Here is a 17088-nt window from a genome sequence, read left to right as displayed (position 1 = left end):
AAAGGATCGACGCCGGTCAACAAGCCCGGGCCGGCGTCGATCATGGGAAGTGTGTTGTAGAACCGGCGCGCGATTGCCTGCGCCTGGCGTCCTGAACGGCTAGCGATGCGGCAGCGTCCTGGATCTCGCCGAGTTGGCGGGGCGTTTCTTGTCCTTGAGCCAGATGATCTTGGCCGTGGCCGGTTCCGCTTGCGGGAATGTACCGGCACAGGCATCACGGCGTTCCGGGAGGGACTCCAGGTAAGCCTTGATCACTTCGAACTCTGCATGGCTCAAGCCACGCAACTCCAGCTCGGCTGGCATCTCGTCGCGTAATCTTACCGAGGTCCTGGCGACTTCCAGTGCCAGGCCAAGACGGTCGATCAGGCGTTCGTAAAGCTCCGGTTTGATTGCGGGTAGCTGCGTCTCTCCCATCCGTTCACCTCATTGAAGATAAAGATTATCTCCCCCCACACCTGAGCTTAGCGTCGCTGTAAAAAGCAGCCGGATGCCGCGACCAGCGGGCATTCGCAATCAAGGTTTCCCACGATGCGCGGCGCTGCTGTATGCTACGGCGTTCACTCTAAAACGACACCGGAGTGCCGGACGCAGCGAGGTTCCGCTGCCTGGAACAAGGTCTCTTCTCTCTCAGCAAAAAGTAGCCATGCACGAACAATACACGCCCCGTGATATCGAAGCCGCCGCCCAGAAATTCTGGGACGAGCAACAATCGTTCGCTGTTACCGAACAGCCAGGCAAAGACACGTACTACTGCCTGTCGATGTTCCCGTACCCGAGCGGCAAGCTACACATGGGCCACGTGCGCAACTACACCATTGGTGACGTGATCGCCCGTTACCAGCGCATGCTGGGCAAGAACGTCCTGCAGCCGATGGGCTGGGACGCCTTCGGCATGCCCGCGGAAAACGCGGCAATGAAGAACAACGTCGCCCCGGCCAAGTGGACGTACGAGAACATCGACTACATGAAGACCCAGCTCAAGAGCCTGGGCCTGGCCATCGATTGGGCGCGTGAAGTCACCACCTGCAAGCCGGATTACTACCGCTGGGAACAGTGGCTGTTCACCCGCCTGTTCGAGAAAGGCATCATCTACCGCAAGAACGGGACCGTGAACTGGGACCCGGCCGACCAGACCGTACTGGCCAACGAGCAGGTCATCGACGGCCGCGGCTGGCGTTCGGGCGCGCTGATCGAGAAGCGCGAGATCCCGATGTACTACTTCCGCATCACCGACTACGCCGACGAGTTGCTGGAAAGCCTCGACGAACTGCCGGGCTGGCCAGAGCAGGTCAAGACCATGCAGCGCAACTGGATCGGCAAGTCGCGTGGCATGGAAGTGCAGTTCCCGTATGACAAGGCCAGCATCGGCCACGAAGGCACCCTCAAGGTCTTCACCACCCGTCCAGACACCCTGATGGGCGCCACTTACGTCGCCGTTGCCGCCGAGCACCCGCTGGCCACCCAGGCCGCCCAGGGCAACCCGGCCCTGCAGGCGTTCATCGATGAATGCAAGAGCGGCAGCGTCGCCGAGGCCGACATGGCCACCCAGGAGAAGAAGGGCATGCCCACTTCCCTGTTCGTCGAGCACCCGCTGACCGGCGAGAAGCTGCCGGTCTGGGTCGCCAACTACGTGCTGATGCACTACGGCGATGGCGCCGTGATGGCCGTCCCGGCCCACGACGAGCGCGACTTCGAGTTCGCCCGCAAGTACAACCTGCCGGTCAAGGCCGTGGTGCGCACCAGCGCCGGCGATGACGTCGGCAGCGAATGGCTGGCCGCCTATGGCGAGCATGGCCAGCTGATCAACTCCGCCGAGTTCGACGGCCTGGACTTCGCCGGCGCCTTCGACGCCATCGAAGCCGCCCTGATCCGCAAGGAACTGGGCAAGTCTCGCACCCAGTTCCGCCTGCGCGACTGGGGCATCAGCCGCCAGCGCTACTGGGGCTGCCCGATCCCGATCATCCACTGCCCGTCGTGCGGCGACGTACCCGTGCCGGAAGACCAGCTGCCGGTCACCCTGCCGGAAAACGTGGTGCCGGACGGTGCCGGTTCGCCGCTGGCGCGCATGCCTGAGTTCTATGAGTGCAGCTGCCCCAAATGCGGTGCTGCGGCCAAGCGCGAAACCGACACCATGGACACCTTCGTCGAGTCGTCCTGGTATTTCGCCCGCTACGCTTCGCCGAACTACGAAGGTGGCATGGTCGACCCGAAAGCAGCCAACCACTGGCTGCCGGTCGACCAGTACATCGGCGGTATCGAACACGCGATCCTGCACCTGCTGTACGCGCGCTTCTTCCACAAGCTGATGCGCGACGAGGGCCTGGTGACCTCCAACGAGCCGTTCAGGAACCTACTGACCCAGGGCATGGTGGTCGCCGAGACCTACTACCGCGTAGCCAGCAATGGCGGCAAGGACTGGTTCAACCCGGCCGACGTCGAAATCGAACGCGATGCCAAGGCCAAGATCATCGGTGCCCGCCTGAAGACCGATGGCCTGCCGGTGGAAATCGGCGGCACCGAGAAGATGTCGAAGTCGAAGAACAACGGCGTCGACCCGCAGTCGATGATCGACCAGTACGGCGCCGACACCTGCCGCCTGTTCATGATGTTCGCCTCGCCACCTGACGCGAGCCTGGAGTGGTCCGACTCCGGCGTCGAAGGTGCAAGCCGCTTCCTGCGCCGCGTCTGGCGCCTGGCCCAGTCTCACGTCGCACAAGGCCTGCCGGGCAAGCTGGACGTCGCCGCACTGGACGACGCACAGAAGGTCATCCGCCGCGCCATCCACGCCGCGATCAAACAGGCCAGCACCGATGTCGGCCAGTTCCACAAGTTCAACACCGCCATCGCCCAGGTGATGACCGTGATGAACGTGCTGGAAAAGGCCCCGCAGGCCACCGAACAGGACCGCGCCCTGCTGCAGGAAGGCCTGGAGGCCGTGACCCTGCTGCTGGCACCGATCACTCCGCACATTTCCCACGAACTGTGGAAGCAGCTGGGCCACGACCAGGCTGTCATCGACGCAGGCTGGCCGGCAGTCGACGAGAGCGCCCTGGTGCAGGACAGCATCACCCTGGTGGTGCAGGTCAACGGCAAGCTGCGTGGCCAGGTTGAAATGCCAGCCGCAGCCAGCCGCGAGGAAGTCGAAGCCGCTGCCCGCAGCAACGAAAACGTCCTGCGCTTCATCGATGGCCTGACTATCCGCAAGGTTATCGTGGTACCGGGCAAACTGGTCAACATCGTCGCCAACTGATGGCAACGCCCACCCGCATCCGGTGCGGGTGGGCGGTATCGGCCCACAAGGGAGCAACAACATGATCAAACGCAATCTGCTGGTAATGGGCCTGGCTGTCCTGCTCAGCGCCTGCGGTTTCCAGCTGCGCGGCACCGGCACCAACGACCTGCGCGTCAAGGAGATGGACGTCAGTGCGCGCAACGCCTACGGCCAGACCGTGGTGCAACTGCGCCAGGTACTTGAGCGCAGTGGCGTCAACGTGCATGCGGGCGCGCCTTATCGCCTGGTGCTGACCAACGAGCAGGAAAGCTCTCGCTCGGCGAGCTACTCCGGTGGCAACAGCACGGCCGAATACGAGCTCACCACCACGCTCAGCTACAGCATCCTCGGCCTGAACAACCTCGAACTGTTGAGCAACAAGGTAGAAGCACGCAAGGTGTACGTGCGTGACGGTGGCAATATCACCGGCTCCGATCAGGAAGCCCTGCGAGCACGCGAAGAAATGCGCCGCGACCTGGTGCAGTCGATGGTTTCGCGCCTGCAACAGCTGAGCCCTGCGCAGCTCGATGAGTTGCAGCGCAAGGCCGACGCACGCGCCAAGGCCGAAGCCGATGCACTGGAAGCTGCACGCCGCCAACAGGCCGAGACGCCGCAGCAGTCACCTATGGAAATCCCGGGCAACTAAGCCCGAACGGGGCACTCCGGTGCCCCGCCTGCTCCCATGAAGCTCGCCCCCGCCCAACTCAACAAGCACCTGCAAGGTAGCCTGGCCCCGGTCTACGTGGTCAGTGGCGACGACCCACTGCTGTGCCAGGAAGCCGCCGATGCCATCCGCAATGCGGCGCGCCAGCAGGGTTATGACGAACGCCAGGTGTTCAGCGCTGACGCCAACTTCGACTGGGGTACCCTGCTGCAAGCAGGTGCCAGCCTGTCGCTATTCGCCCAGCGGCGCCTGCTGGAGCTGCGCCTGCCGTCGGGCAAGCCCGGTGACAAGGGCGCTGCGGCGCTCATGGAATATTGCGCCAAGCCCGCCGAAGATACCCTGCTGCTGATCAGCCTGCCCAAGCTCGACGGCAGCGCGCAAAAGACCAAGTGGGGCAAGGCACTGATCGAAGGTGCCCACTGTCAGTTCATCCAGATCTGGCCGGTGGATGCCCAGCAATTACCCCAGTGGATCAACCAGCGCCTGACCCAGGCCGGGCTGTCGGCGCAACGCGATGCCGTCGATCTGATCGCCGCACGGGTAGAAGGCAACTTGCTGGCCGCCGCCCAGGAGATCGAAAAGCTCAAGCTGCTGGCAGAGGGCAACCAGATCACCGTCGAAACGGTACAGGCTGCGGTTGCCGACAGTGCGCGCTTCGATGTCTTCGGCTTGGTGGACGCCATCCTCAATGGTGAGGCCGCACATGCACTGCGCATGCTCGAAGGGCTGCGCGGCGAGGGTGTGGAACCGCCGGTGATTCTCTGGGCGTTGGCGCGTGAGCTGCGCCTGCTGGCCGGGCTGGCCCAGCAGTTCAGCCAAGGTGTACCGCTGGACAAGGCCTTCAGCCAGGCGCGCCCGCCCGTGTGGGACAAACGCCGGCCGCTGGTCAGCAAAGCGCTTCAGCGCCTCTCGGCGCAGCGCTGGGCGCAGTTGCTGCAGGATGCCCAGCGTATCGATGCGCAAATCAAGGGGCAGGCCGAGGGCTCGCCATGGACCGGGTTGTCACGCCTGGTGCTGTTGATGGCCGGGCAAAAACTCGCGCTCCCTGCACAATAGCCAATGCGCGCGGAGCGGCCCGAAGCGCTCAGCCATAAAGACAATCAATTGGCCCCACCCAGCCCCAAGCCCTAAAGTCCGCCCCGAAACCTACCCTAGCCGGGACCCACACCATGAGCAAAAAGCCGAAAAAGCACGGCCACAACAAGGCCAAATCGATCATCGCCCAACCCTTGTTCCGCTGCCGCCAGGAACAACCGGTAAAAGGCAAAGGCAGCTACCGCCGCGAAGCCTTCCAATCGAGAGATTGGGAGGCTTCTTACTTTTTGGCCGCATGAAAGCATCGCAGGCGCAGGCATGGTATGGTCGGCACCTGACCTGCAATTCTGGATCTGTGCATGCTCTTGAGTCTTCTCCCCCGTTGGAAATCCCGCCAGTTGCTCGCGGCCTCCAGCTTCATCCTGCTCGTCGCCTGCGCGGAAAAACCCACCGCCGCCGACGCCCTGCCGCTGGCCCCCGCCCAGCCCGCGCCGGCAGTGCCCCTGCCCAGCGCCACAGCTGACGTCAGCACTGAAATCCAGCCCCTGCTGTCCTTCGCCGAATGGCAGGCGAACTTCCGCCAGCAGGCCCTTCAGGCCGGGATCGAAGCGAGCACCTTCGACCGAGCGTTCCTCGGCGTGACCCCCGACCTCGATGTGATCAAGGCCGACCGCAGCCAGCCCGAATTCACCCGCCCGGTGTGGGAATACCTGGAGGGCGCGCTGTCGCCCCTGCGCGTGCGCAACGGCAAGAAACTGCTGGAACAGAACGCCGAACTGCTGACCCGCATCGAGCAGCGCTATGGCGTCGATCGTCAGGCGCTGGTTGCGGTGTGGGGCATGGAGAGCAACTTTGGCCAGTTCCAGGGCAGCAAGTCGGTAATCCGTTCGCTGGCCACCCTCGCCTATGAAGGGCGCCGCCCTCAGTTCGCTCAGGACCAGCTGATCGCCGCCCTGCAAATCATCCAGCACGGCGATATCCAGCCTGAGGCCATGCGGGGTTCGTGGGCCGGCGCCATGGGCCAGACCCAGTTCATCCCGACCACCTACAACACCCATGCGGTGGATTTCGACGGTGATGGTCGCCGGGATATCTGGAACAGCACGCCCGATGCCTTGGCATCGACTGCGCACTACCTGCAGAGCTCTGGCTGGAAACATGGCCAGCCTTGGGGCTTTGAAGTGCAGGTGCCGGCCGGTTTCGACTACTGGCAAGCCGACGGCTCGCTGCGAAAGCCGGTGTACGAATGGTTGCAGATGGGCGTGAAACTGCCGGCAGGTACCCAGCTGCCAGCGGGCAGCAATCAGCTGTCGGCAGCCCTGCTGCTGCCTGCGGGCGCCCGCGGTCCGGCATTCCTCGTGCTGGACAACTTCCGCGCCATTCTCAAGTACAACAATTCGTCGTCCTACGCACTGGCAGTGAGCCTGCTCGGTGATCGCTTCTCGGGCTGGGGCTTCATCAGCGGCAGCTGGCCGAAAGAAGACCTTCCATTGAGCCGCAGCGAGCGCATGGAGTTGCAGAATCTGCTGAATGCCAGTGGCCATGAAGCGGGCAACCCGGACGGCATCATCGGGGCCAACACCCGCAAGGCGATTCGTAATGCCCAGCAGCAGCTGGGGTGGCCGGCGGATGGCTATCCGACCCACAAGTTGCTCGACAGTTTGCGTCAACGCTGAAGTCATTGGGGCCGCTGTGCGGCCCCGGCGATTTCAAGCCTTGAACAGGCTCTGCCCCAGCACCAGTGTCTGCTTGTCACTGTCCAGCTTCACCAGCGCCCCCAGTGGCAAGCACACATTCGGATCACAATGCCCACTGCGCCACCCGGCCAGCACCGGCACCCCCAGCGGCCTGAAAGTCTCTTCCAGCAGCGGCGCCAGCGCTGCCACGGTAATCCCGGCAAAATCCCCCACCAGCACGCCCTGGACGCCCTCCAGCTTGCCCGCCAGGCGCAACTGGGTCAGCAACCGGTCCACCCGATACAGCGGCTCATTGACGTCCTCGATGAACAGGATGCAGCCCTGCGTATCAATCTCCGCTACCGTCCCGAGGGTGGCACCCAGCATCGACAGATTGCCACCCAGCAGGCGCCCGCTGGCAACACCGGGTACCACGCCATTCAAGGCGAACGCGGCCGGATGGACAATTTCATCGCCCTCCCGCAAAAGCCCGCCCAACTGCGCCAGCAACGATGACTCGGTCGGTTGCAACTTGGCGCCCAACAGGTCGGCATTGAGCATCGCACCGTGAAAGGTGATCAACCCGGTACGCTGGTAAATGGCGGTGTGCAGCGCGGTGATGTCGCTGTAGCCGATCAGCGGCTTGGGGTTGCGGCGGATCAGCTCGAAATCGAGCCGATCGAGCAGGCGCATGCTGCCATAACCACCTCGCATGCACAGGATCGCGTCGACCTGCGGGTCGGCGAAAGCGGCATGCAGATCCTGCAGGCGCTGCTCGTCGCTACCGGCCAGGTAACCGTCGGCCTGGGAAACGCCCGGGTAGATCCGGCATCGGTAGCCACGCTCACTGAACCACTGGCCGGCCTTCTGCGCATCCAGACGTGCCGGCCCTGCCGGTGCAACGATGGCAAAGCAGGCATTTTCCGCCAGCGCGGCAGGCAAACGGGACTCTGTGGTTTCAACGCAATTCATCGCAGCTCCTTACGGGACAGCAAAGACAAAAATGCCGATGCCGCCTCTCGGCGTGCATCGGCATGTTCAACGCAAGCCCGGGTCAGAGCTTGATCTTGGCTTCGTGCGCCTGCTGGTCGGCATGGTACGACGAACGCACCAACGGGCCGGAAGCGACGTTCTTGAAGCCCATCTTGTAGCCTTCTTCGGCGAACCAGGCGAAGGTGTCCGGGTGGACGAAGCGCTGCACCGGCAGGTGGCTGCGCGATGGCTGCAGGTACTGCCCGAGGGTCAGCATGTCGATATCGTGCTCACGCATGCGCTGCATCACCTCGATCACTTCCTCGTCGGTCTCGCCCAGGCCGAGCATCAGGCCTGACTTGGTCGGCACGTGCGGGACCATCTGCTTGAACTTTTGCAGCAGGTCCAGCGACCAGTCGTAGTCCGAACCCGGACGCGCGGCCTTGTACAGGCGTGGTACGGTCTCGAGGTTGTGGTTGAACACGTCAGGCGGCGTTTGCGCAGTGATTTCCAGGGCAACGTCCATGCGGCCACGGTAGTCCGGTACCAGGGTTTCCAGCTGCACGCCAGGCGACAAGGCGCGGATTTCGCGAATGCAGTCGGCGAAGTGCTGGGCACCGCCGTCTCGCAGGTCGTCGCGGTCCACCGAGGTGATCACCACGTACTTCAGGCGCAGGTCGGCAATGGCAACGGCCAGGTTCTTCGGCTCGTCCAGGTCCAGTGGCTTCGGCCGGCCATGGCCGACGTCGCAGAACGGGCAACGACGGGTGCAGATGTCGCCCATGATCATGAAGGTCGCGGTGCCACCGGAGAAGCACTCGCCCAGGTTCGGGCAAGACGCCTCTTCGCACACGCTGTGCAGCTTGTGCTTGCGCAGCAGCTGCTTGATGCGGTCGACTTCAGGGGAGACCGGGATGCGCACGCGGATCCAGTCAGGCTTTTTCGGCAGCTCATCGGTGGGGATGATCTTCACCGGGATACGCGCGACCTTTTCGGCGCCACGCAGCTTTACCCCGGCTTCCACTTTTTTCGGCGCTGGGCGCGCGGTGGCATCCTGGGTGGGTATCAGGTTCGGCACGGCTTCTTGCACAGTTGTCATATTCAGTCGATTCCGCCCGTCAGGGTCGTCTGCTCAGCATAGTCGAGGTGCCTGACCAGCTGTCCGCGCAGCCTTGTCCTGACCTCGTCGAGTTCGATCGGACCTGCCAGGTCACGCAGCTGGGTCATGGCCAGCCCCGCGTACCCACAGGGGTTGATTCGGCGGAATGGCGCTAGGTCCATGTCCACGTTCAGAGCAAGGCCGTGGAAGGAACGGCCGTTGCGGATTCGCAGGCCGAGGGAGGCGATTTTCGCTCCGTCGACATAGACACCCGGCGCATCTGGCTTGGCCACGGCGTTGACGCCATAGCTGGCCAGCAGGTCGATCAGGGTCTGCTCGATGCGGCTGACCAGTTCGCGCACGCCAAAGCCAAGACGGCGCACGTCCAGCAGCAGGTAGGCCACCAGCTGCCCGGGGCCATGGTAGGTCACCTGGCCGCCGCGGTCGGTCTGCACCACCGGGATGTCTCCCGGAACCAGCAGGTGCTCGGCCTTGCCGGCCTGGCCCTGGGTGAAGACCGCGGGGTGCTCGACCAGCCAGATTTCGTCCTGGCTGTCCGGGCTACGCTGCTCGGTGAAGCGACGCATGGCCTCCAGCACCGGTTCATAGGGCTGCAGGCCAAGTTCGCGAACACCGAGGCAAAGCGACATCAGAGCACCATTTTCACGATGCCGGTGGCACGCAGGGCACTGTTGATGTCATGCAGCTGATTTTCGCTTTCGGCGACGATGTGCAGTTGCACGGTGGTGTACTTGCCTTCCTTGCTCTGGCGCTCGGCCAATGTGGAAAGGTCGACCTTCGCGTGCTTGCTCAGGATCTCGATCACCGTGTCCTTGAAGCCGACTACGGTGTCGCCGATTACCTTGATCGGGTAATCGTCGCAGGGGAATTCGATTTTGTGCGACTTGACGTCAGGTTCGCTCATGGCGGAAACGGCCTCGTAAGCCGTGGCAACAACAACGCCCCCGCTGGTTACGCGGGGGCGTGCAGGTCACGTATTCAGTTGAACAACCCGTAGAAGAATAGACGGATGCTATCCCACATACGGCGGAAGAAACCACCTTCCTCGACGCCATCGAGGGCGATCAGGTCGGCGCTGTGAACCACGTTCTCGTCCAGTTTGACTTCCACTTTGCCGATCACGTCACCTTTGGCGATGGGTGCGGTGAGCTGCGGGTTCATGGTCATCGAAGCCTGCAGGCGCTTCAATTGGCCTTTAGGCATAGTCATGGTCAGGTCGTCGGCCAGGCCAGCCTTGACTTGACTGGTGGCACCCTTCCAGACCGGAGCCTGGGTCAGCTCGGTGCCCTTCTGGTAGAAGGTCTGGGTTTCGAAGAAGCGGAACCCGTAGGTCAGCAGCTTCTGGGTCTCGGCAGCACGGGCTTGCTCGCTGTTGGTGCCGAACACCACGGCGATCAGGCGCTGGCCATCACGAACGGCCGAAGCCACCATGCAATAGCCGGCTTCTTCGGTGTGGCCGGTTTTCAGACCGTCGACGGTCTTGTCACGCCACAGCAGCAGGTTGCGGTTCGGCTGCTTGATGTTGTTCCAGAAGAACTCTTTCTGCGAGTAGATGGCGTAGTGGGCCGGGTCGATGTTGATGATCGCGCGGGCCAGCAGGGCCATGTCGTGCGCCGAGGAGTAGTGCTCCGGGTTCGGCAGGCCGGTCGGGTTCATGAAGTGGCTGTTGGACATGCCCAGTTCGGCAGCGGTCTTGTTCATCATGTCGGCGAAGGCGTCTTCGCTGCCGGCGATGTGCTCGGCCAGGGCAACCGAGGCATCGTTGCCCGACTGGATGATGATGCCGTGCAGCAGGTCGCTCACGGTGACCTGGCTACCGACCTTGATGAACATGCGCGAACCGCCGGTACGCCAGGCGTTTTCGCTGACGGTGACCGGGTCGTTCTCGCCGATCTGGCCGCGACGGATGTCGACGGTGGCGATGTAGGCGGTCATGAGCTTGGTCAGGCTGGCAGGCGGCAGGCGCTCGTCACCGTTGTTCTCGACCAGCACGTTGCCGCTGGACGCGTCCATGAGTACGTAGGACTTGGCTGCCAGTTGCGGTGGCGCCGGCATCATCTGCTCTGCTGCGAAGGCAGCAGGCGTGAGCATCAGCAGTACGGGCAGGCAAAGTCGTTTGGCAAGGTTGGTGATGTTCATCCGTCTCTCGAAAATCGCTAATGGTCTGATGTTCCCTGGGCCACATCGTGTGCCCAGCGCCAGTCAGTCTAGTTTTTGTGGCCTTCGGCCTGGCCCGCGAACTGCGGCTTTATGTCGCTGCGGGCAAAAGCCGATATTGTACATGGCCGGGGCCGGCAATTCATGACAAAACCGACAGTTTGTGGAGGCCCGGGCCCCCACATGAACGGTCAGTCAGCGGTGACCAGCTTAGCCTGGCCAAGATTCGCCAGGCGAATGCTGTCCTGTGCCTGCTGGATCTCGCCCTGGCTGCCGAACGGCCCCAGACGCACGCGGTGCAGGGTTTGCTGGTTGCGCACGATGGAGCTGATGAACACCGGCGCGCTGACCATGGTGCTGAGCTTGGAGCGCAGCAGCTCGGCAGCATCCGGGTTGGCGAAGGCACCTACCTGCAGGACATTGCCAGCAGCGCCGGCTGGCACGTTGCCGCCGCCCACCTGCACCGGCACCACCGGCGCCGCGTGCTGCTGCGGTGGCGGGGTCCACTGCTCGACCCGCCCGGTGCTGGCCGGAATCGCCTGGGTCTGCGCGACCTGCGGTTCTTTCAGCATCAGTGGCGGCTTCTGGCCCTTCTGTGCCCACCACTGCTGCGGGTCGATACCCTCGACCCGCACATGCGCGGTGCCAATCTCGGCGTAGCCGAGCTTCTTCGCCGCCGCATAGGACAGGTCGATGATCCGATCGGAATAGAACGGGCCACGGTCGTTCACCCGCAAGATCACGCTGCGGCCGTTGGCCAGGTTGGTCACCCGGACATAGGCCGGCAGCGGCAAGGTCTTGTGCGCCGCGCTCATGCCGTACAGGTCGTACAGCTCGCCGTTGGCAGTGTTCTGGCCGTGGAACTTGGTGCCATACCACGATGCAGTGCCCTCGGCGCGGTAGTTGCGCGCGTCCTGCATCGGGTAGTAGGTCTTGCCCAGCACGGTATACGGGTTGGCCTTGTAGGCACCGGTATGCACGGTCGGGGTGGCATCGGGGATCTTGTTGACGTCCACATCCCACCACGGCGCACCGTCCTTGTGGGCGCGGTTGATGTCCAGGCCAGGCTGCGAGCGGACGACATTGCCACTGCCCTGGGAGGTCGGGCGGCTGGAGGAACAGCTGACCAGCAACATGCCGACGGTCATGCAGGTCAGCAGCTTGAAGGTATTGGCAGAGATGATTGCGCGCATTACTTGACGCCCCGTACTTGAACCAGCTGTTCCGCAAGCTGATGCACCGCCATGGCATACATCACGCTGCGGTTGTAGCGAGTGATCGCGTAGAAGTTCTTCAGGCCCATCCAGTACTCGGGGCCGTTCTCGCCTTCCAGGCGGAAAGCCGTTACCGGCAGATCATCGCGCAGCGCATCATGGCTCGACCAGCCCAACGCCCGCAACTCCCCGACCGTCTTGACCGGCTCGATGCCCGTGGTGACGCCTTCGTCGACCCGCGTACCACTGACCCGGGCGCGGCTGACCACGCCTTCGCCGGCCACCCAGCCATGGCGCTTGAAGTAGCTGGCCACGCTGCCGATGGCATCGTCGGGGTTGTTCCAGATGTTGATGTGGCCGTCGCCGTCGAAGTCCACCGCGTAGTTGCGGAAGCTGCTCGGCATGAACTGCGGCAAGCCCATCGCGCCGGCGTAGGAGCCCTTGAGGTTGAGCGGGTCGATCTGTTCGTCGCGGGCCAGCAGCAGGAACTCGCGCAGCTCCTTGCGGAAGAATTCGGCTCGCGGCGGGTAGTCGAAGGCCAGGGTGGACAAGGCATCGATCACCCGGTAGTTGCCGGTGTTGCGGCCAAAGAAGGTCTCCACCCCGATGATCGCGACGATGTATTGCGCCGGCACACCATAAGTTTGCTCGGCCCGGGCCAGCACCGCCTCGTGCTGACGCCAGAAGTCCACACCCCGGGCAATGCGCGCGTCGGTGATGAACATCGGGCGGTATTCCTTCCACGGCTTGACCCGTTCGGCCGGGCGCGAGATGGCGTCGAGAATCGACTGCTTGCGCTGCACCTCGCGGAACACCCCGTTCAATTGCTCGGGAGCAAACCCGTAGTCGCGGCTCATCTGGAGAACGAACTCGGTCACCTGCGGGGAGCCGTCGTAGTCACCGGCATGGGCCAGCTGTACAGCGCCGAACAGGCCCACCGCGCCGATCCACGGCGCACAACGGGCAGCCCAGTTACGCACTGCTTGCATGAAATTGTTCACCTTATTCAAACTTGCGCGATCCATTTGCGGTGCGTGTGGATCGACATCAGAACGCCAAACGCTGACAGCAGCGTCACCAACGAAGTTCCGCCATAGCTGATGAAGGGCAGCGGCACCCCCACCACGGGCAACAGGCCGCTGACCATACCGATATTGACGAACACATAGACAAAGAAGGTCATGGTCAGGCTGCCTGCCAGCAACTTGCCGAACAGGGTCTGCGCCTGAGCGGTGATCATCAGCCCGCGGCCGATCAGCAGCAGGTAGACGATCAGCAGCAGGCAGATGCCGACCAGGCCGAACTCCTCGCCAAGCACCGCGATGATGAAGTCGGTGTGGCTTTCCGGCAGGAAGTCCAGGTGCGACTGGGTACCCAGTAGCCAACCCTTGCCGAACACACCACCAGAACCGATGGCAGCCTTCGACTGGATGATGTTCCAGCCGGTACCCAGCGGATCGCTTTCCGGGTCGAGGAAGGTCAGTACGCGCTGCTTCTGGTAGTCGTGCATCACGAAGAACCACATCGCCACCGCTACCGGTACCGTCGCTGCAAGCACGCTGAGGATCCAGCGCCAGCGCAGCCCACCCATGAACAGCACGAATGCGCCGGAGGCAAGAATCAGCAACGCCGTGCCCAGGTCAGGCTGACGGACGATAAGAATGAACGGCACGCCAATCAACACCAGGCTTATTGCCACGTGTTTCAGGTGCGGCGGCAACGTGCGCTTGGAGAGGTACCAGGCGATGGTCGCCGGCATGATGATCTTGAGGAATTCCGAGGGCTGGAAACGGATCACTCCGGGGATGTTGATCCAGCGCGTGGCCCCCATGGCGTTGTGGCCCATGACATCGACCACCACCAGCAGGCACACCCCTACCAGATACGCCAGTGGCACCCAGCGGGCCATGAAGCGCGGCTCAAGCTGGGCGATGACGAACATCGAGACCAGGCCAATACCGAACGAGGTGGCCTGCTTGAGCAGCAGGTCCCAGTTCTTGCCGCTGGCCGAATAGAGGACGAACAGGCTGCCGGCAGCGAGGGTCAGCAGGATGATCAGCAAGGGGCCGTCGATGTGGATGCGCTGCAGGAAGCTGGCGCGTCGACGCATCACGTCCTCGCTGGAGAGCATGCGATCGAAATTGTTCTTCACTGGGCCGTTTCCTGGGCGACGGTGGCAGGTGCGAATTCGCTTTTCAGCCGGCCGCTCTCGTCGAGCAGCCAGGCATCCATGATCTGCCGCACCACAGGCGCGGCAACGCCGGAGCCGGACTCACCGTTCTCGACCATCACCGAGACCACGATCCTTGGGTCGTCGGCCGGGGCAAAGGCCACGAACAGCGCGTGGTCGCGGTGGCGCTCCTGGAGTTTGTTGCGGTCGTACTTCTCGCCCTGCTTGATCGCCACCACCTGGGCGGTACCGCTCTTGCCGGCGATGCGGTACTGGGCGCCGGTCGCCGCCTTGCGCGCGGTACCGCGGGCGTTGTGCATCACCTGCTCCATGCCGTGGGTGACCTTGGCCCAATCGGACTTGTCGCGCAGGACGATGTCTTCCATCGGGTTAGGGTCCACCGGCGGCTGGCCTTCGATGGTCTTGGCCAGGTGTGGACGGTTCCACACGCCCTTGTTGGCGATCAATGCAGTGGCCTGGGCCAACTGCAGCGGCGTGGCCTGCATGTAGCCCTGGCCAATGCCGAGAATCAGCGTTTCACCCGGGAACCAGGCCTGGCGGCGGGTGGCGCGCTTCCATTCGCGCGACGGCATCAGCCCGGGCGATTCCTCGAACATGTCGAGGGCGACCTTCTGGCCGATGCCGAACTTGTTCATGTAGCTGGACAGCCGATCAATACCCATCTTGTGGGCAAGGTCGTAGAAGTAGGTGTCGTTGGAGCGCATGATCGCGGTGTCCAGGTCGACCCAGCCGTCACCGGTGCGGTTCCAGTTACGGTACTTGTGATCGTAATTGGGCAGTTGGTAGTAGCCCGGGTCGAACACCCGGCTGCTGGCGTTGACCACCCCACTGTCGAGGCCGGCAATGGCCACCGCCGGCTTGATGGTCGAACCCGGCGGATACAGGCCGCGCAGAACGCGGTTGAACAGGGGCCGGTCGATCGAGTCGCGCAGTTCGGCGTAGGCCTTGAAGCTGATGCCGGTGACGAACAGGTTGGGGTCGAAGCTCGGCTGGCTGACCATCGCCAGCACTTCGCCGGTACGCGGGTCGAGCGCCACCACCGCGCCGCGCCGGCCACCCAGGGCGGCCTCCGCAGCTTCCTGCAGCTTGATGTCGAGGCTCAGCACGATGTCCTTGCCCGGCTTCGGGTCGGTGCGCTTGAGCACCCGCAGCACACGGCCCCGCGCGTTGGTCTCGACTTCCTCGTAACCGACCTGGCCGTGCAGCTCGGGCTCGTAGAAGCGTTCGATGCCGGTCTTGCCGATATGGTGAGTGCCGCTGTAGTTCACCGGGTCGAGGGTTTTCAGCTCTTTTTCGTTGATCCGCCCGACATAACCGACCGAATGAGCAAAATGCGCGCCCTGTGGGTAATGGCGCACCAGCTGGGCGACGACCTCGACGCCAGGCAGGCGGAACTGGTTGACCGCCACGCGGGCGATCTGCTCTTCGTTGAGTTCGAACAGGATCGGCACCGGCTCGAACGGCCGACGCCCCTGCTTCATGCGCTTTTCGAACAGCGCCCGGTCGTCCGCCGTCAGGTCCAGCACTTCGACGATGGTATCCAGCACTTCCTGCCAGTTCCCCGCACGTTCACGGGTCATCGACAGGCTGAAACTGGGCCGGTTGTCGGCAACGATCACCCCGTTGCGGTCGAAGATCAACCCGCGCGTCGGCGGAATCGGCTGCACATGCACCCGGTTGTTTTCCGAAAGCGTCGAGTGATAGTCGTACTGGATGATCTGCAGGTAATACAGCCGCGCGACCAACACGCAAATGAGCAGCATGACCGCCACCGCGCCGACAACGACGCGGTTGCGCACCAGGCGGGCGTCTTTCTCGTGGTCCTTGAGACGGATCGGCTGCGACATCGGACTGCTTACAGGCTCATTTGTGGTAAGGGTGCCCGGACAATACCGTCCAGGCGCGGTAGATCTGTTCGCCGATGAGTATCCTTACCAACGGGTGCGGCAGGGTCAGCGGCGACAGCGACCAGCGCTGCTCGGCGCGTGCGCAGACCTCAGGCGCCAGCCCCTCCGGACCGCCCACCATCAAATTCACCGTGCGCGAGTCCAGGCGCCAGCGGTCCAGCTCGATCGCCAGCTGCTCGGTACTCCAGGGCTTGCCATGGACCTCGAGGGTGACGATGCGTTCCCCAGGCTGGACTTTGCCCAGCATGGCTTCGCCCTCCTGGCGGATCAGGCGGGCGACGTCGGCATTCTTGCCACGAGTGTTCAGCGGGATTTCCACCAGCTCGAGCGACAGCTCCTGGGGCAGGCGCTTGGCATATTCATGCCAGCCTTCCTCGACCCACTTGGGCATACGCGAGCCGACCGCGATCAGGCGCAGGCGCACGACGCTTCCTTATTCCCGGTCTTTCAGTTTGTCGGTGAAGTAGTCGCTGGCGTTTTCCGGGCTGTGGTGCTTGGCATCGGCCGCACGGCTCTGCTCGGCGCCCATCCACAGGCGCTCCAGGTCGTAGAACTGGCGGGCAGCGGCGGTCATCATGTGCACGATGACGTCGTTCAGGTCCAGCAGTACCCAGTCGCTGTCGCCCTTGCCTTCTTCACCCAGCGGCTGTGCGCCCTTGGCCTTGACCGCTTCACGGACCTTTTCCAGCATCGCGTTGATCTGACGGTTGGAGGTACCGGTGGCAATGATCATGTAGTCGGTCAGGCTGTGCTTTTCGCGCACGTCGATGACCTGGATATCCTGGGCCTTGACGTCTTCCAGGGCGCTGATGGTCAGCTTGACCAGTTCTTCGCCATTGATTTTCTGCTTGCTCATAAAAAACTCTTCAACTCGTTTGGAT

General features: G+C 63.3%; 17 protein-coding genes. 5 read left to right on the top strand and 12 right to left on the bottom strand.

Annotated elements, in window-relative coordinates:
• Window positions 1–99: 99 nt before the first annotated feature.
• The gene (locus L6D64_RS16380) at window positions 100–414 is read right to left on the bottom strand and encodes a hypothetical protein (RefSeq protein ID WP_176507079.1); all 315 of its coding nucleotides are present in this window, start codon (window positions 412–414) and stop codon (window positions 100–102) included.
• A 229-nt stretch (window positions 415–643) separates the two neighbouring features.
• Between L6D64_RS16380 and leuS the strand changes: the two genes are divergently transcribed.
• The 5 genes from leuS (at window position 644) to L6D64_RS16355 (ending at window position 6646) form a co-directional block, all read left to right on the top strand.
• Window positions 644–3250: a leucine--tRNA ligase gene (gene leuS, locus L6D64_RS16375; protein WP_176507078.1), complete on the top strand. Its 2607-nt coding sequence runs from the start codon at window positions 644–646 to the stop codon at window positions 3248–3250.
• Between the two features lie 61 nt (window positions 3251–3311).
• Window positions 3312–3917, top strand: a complete 606-nt coding sequence (locus L6D64_RS16370) for an LPS-assembly lipoprotein LptE (RefSeq protein ID WP_054886153.1) — start codon at window positions 3312–3314, stop codon at window positions 3915–3917.
• Between the two features lie 36 nt (window positions 3918–3953).
• Window positions 3954–4991, top strand: coding sequence for a DNA polymerase III subunit delta (gene holA / locus L6D64_RS16365; protein ID WP_176507077.1), 1038 nt, complete (start codon window positions 3954–3956; stop codon window positions 4989–4991).
• Window positions 4992–5104: 113 nt separating this feature from the next.
• Window positions 5105–5269: an alternative ribosome rescue factor ArfA gene (arfA, locus tag L6D64_RS16360; RefSeq protein ID WP_176507076.1), complete on the top strand. Its 165-nt coding sequence runs from the start codon at window positions 5105–5107 to the stop codon at window positions 5267–5269.
• 60 nt (window positions 5270–5329) lie between these two features.
• Window positions 5330–6646 carry a lytic murein transglycosylase gene (locus tag L6D64_RS16355; protein ID WP_176507075.1) on the top strand — a complete coding sequence of 439 codons (1317 nt, stop codon included), beginning with the start codon at window positions 5330–5332 and terminating at the stop codon, window positions 6644–6646.
• A gap of 33 nt (window positions 6647–6679) precedes the next feature.
• Here the strand turns inward: L6D64_RS16355 and L6D64_RS16350 are convergent, their stop codons facing one another.
• The 11 genes from L6D64_RS16350 to rsfS all read right to left on the bottom strand — a co-directional run bounded on the left by L6D64_RS16350 (window position 6680) and on the right by rsfS (window position 17063).
• Window positions 6680–7618, bottom strand: a complete 939-nt coding sequence (locus L6D64_RS16350) for a S66 peptidase family protein (RefSeq protein ID WP_176507074.1) — start codon at window positions 7616–7618, stop codon at window positions 6680–6682.
• 82 nt (window positions 7619–7700) lie between these two features.
• Entirely contained in the window at window positions 7701–8717 is a 1017-nt protein-coding gene (gene lipA / locus L6D64_RS16345) for a lipoyl synthase (RefSeq protein ID WP_054886158.1), read from the bottom strand.
• Between the two features lie 2 nt (window positions 8718–8719).
• Window positions 8720–9367, bottom strand: a complete 648-nt coding sequence (gene lipB / locus L6D64_RS16340) for a lipoyl(octanoyl) transferase LipB (RefSeq protein ID WP_176507073.1) — start codon at window positions 9365–9367, stop codon at window positions 8720–8722.
• Window positions 9367–9642 (bottom strand): DUF493 domain-containing protein, encoded by a 276-nt coding sequence (locus L6D64_RS16335; protein WP_003249736.1) that lies wholly within the window; start codon window positions 9640–9642, stop codon window positions 9367–9369. The genes lipB and L6D64_RS16335 overlap by 1 nt, the downstream gene beginning before the upstream one ends.
• 74 nt (window positions 9643–9716) lie before the next feature.
• Window positions 9717–10877: a D-alanyl-D-alanine carboxypeptidase family protein gene (locus L6D64_RS16330; protein ID WP_176507072.1), complete on the bottom strand. Its 1161-nt coding sequence runs from the start codon at window positions 10875–10877 to the stop codon at window positions 9717–9719.
• Between the two features lie 209 nt (window positions 10878–11086).
• Window positions 11087–12088 (bottom strand): septal ring lytic transglycosylase RlpA family protein, encoded by a 1002-nt coding sequence (locus L6D64_RS16325; protein ID WP_054886162.1) that lies wholly within the window; start codon window positions 12086–12088, stop codon window positions 11087–11089.
• Window positions 12088–13098, bottom strand: coding sequence for a lytic murein transglycosylase B (gene mltB / locus L6D64_RS16320; RefSeq protein WP_176507071.1), 1011 nt, complete (start codon window positions 13096–13098; stop codon window positions 12088–12090). Before mltB ends, L6D64_RS16325 begins: the two co-directional genes overlap by 1 nt.
• A gap of 17 nt (window positions 13099–13115) precedes the next feature.
• On the bottom strand, window positions 13116–14219 hold the full coding sequence (gene rodA / locus L6D64_RS16315; RefSeq protein ID WP_054886191.1) for a rod shape-determining protein RodA: 1104 nt from the start codon (window positions 14217–14219) through the stop codon (window positions 13116–13118).
• A gap of 38 nt (window positions 14220–14257) precedes the next feature.
• Window positions 14258–16147 carry a penicillin-binding protein 2 gene (gene mrdA, locus L6D64_RS16310; protein WP_054886163.1) on the bottom strand — a complete coding sequence of 630 codons (1890 nt, stop codon included), beginning with the start codon at window positions 16145–16147 and terminating at the stop codon, window positions 14258–14260.
• A 16-nt stretch (window positions 16148–16163) separates the two neighbouring features.
• A complete protein-coding gene (gene rlmH / locus L6D64_RS16305) occupies window positions 16164–16631 on the bottom strand; it encodes a 23S rRNA (pseudouridine(1915)-N(3))-methyltransferase RlmH (RefSeq protein ID WP_176507070.1) in 468 nt (155 codons plus the stop codon).
• A 9-nt stretch (window positions 16632–16640) separates the two neighbouring features.
• Entirely contained in the window at window positions 16641–17063 is a 423-nt protein-coding gene (gene rsfS / locus L6D64_RS16300; RefSeq protein WP_176507069.1) for a ribosome silencing factor, read from the bottom strand.
• Between the last annotated feature and the right edge of the window lie 25 nt (window positions 17064–17088).

This window comes from Pseudomonas urethralis, from assembly GCF_021602465.1.
GTDB lineage: Bacteria > Pseudomonadota > Gammaproteobacteria > Pseudomonadales > Pseudomonadaceae > Aquipseudomonas > Aquipseudomonas vlassakiae.
Note: the sequence above shows the minus strand (reverse complement) of the source record. Positions and strands in the feature narration are given on the sequence as shown.